The 265-nt window shown below is 76.2% G+C and carries 1 protein-coding gene; it reads right to left on the reverse strand.

All coding sequences use genetic code 11. The annotated features are described in order from the left end of the window. Positions 1-228: GntR family transcriptional regulator (locus G3I40_RS32635; protein WP_164306223.1), on the reverse strand; the 228-nt coding region annotated here is incomplete at its 3' end. Positions 229-265 lie beyond the last annotated feature (37 nt).

Here is a 265-nt window from a genome sequence, read left to right on the forward strand (position 1 = left end):
CGTGACCGTGGCCCGGCTGACCCCGAGCGCCCCCGCGAAGGCGCGCTCCGCGGGCAGCCGGGTGTGCAGGGCGATCCGCCCGTCGAGCAGGAGCGTGCGCAGGCCCTGCGCGAGCGCGCGGTAGCCCGGGCGCGGTCCCGCGGCACCCGTCACCAGATCGGCGAGCCGTCTGCTGCCCAGAGTCCGGGCCGCGCCGTCCACGCTGCGGACCACTGCGTCCTGTGCCATGCCACATCCCCGGTATTGGCCCTGCTGTCCAGGCCAA

This window comes from Streptomyces sp. SID14478, from assembly GCF_010548525.1.
In the GTDB taxonomy this organism is placed as follows: Bacteria; Actinomycetota; Actinomycetes; order Streptomycetales; family Streptomycetaceae; genus Streptomyces.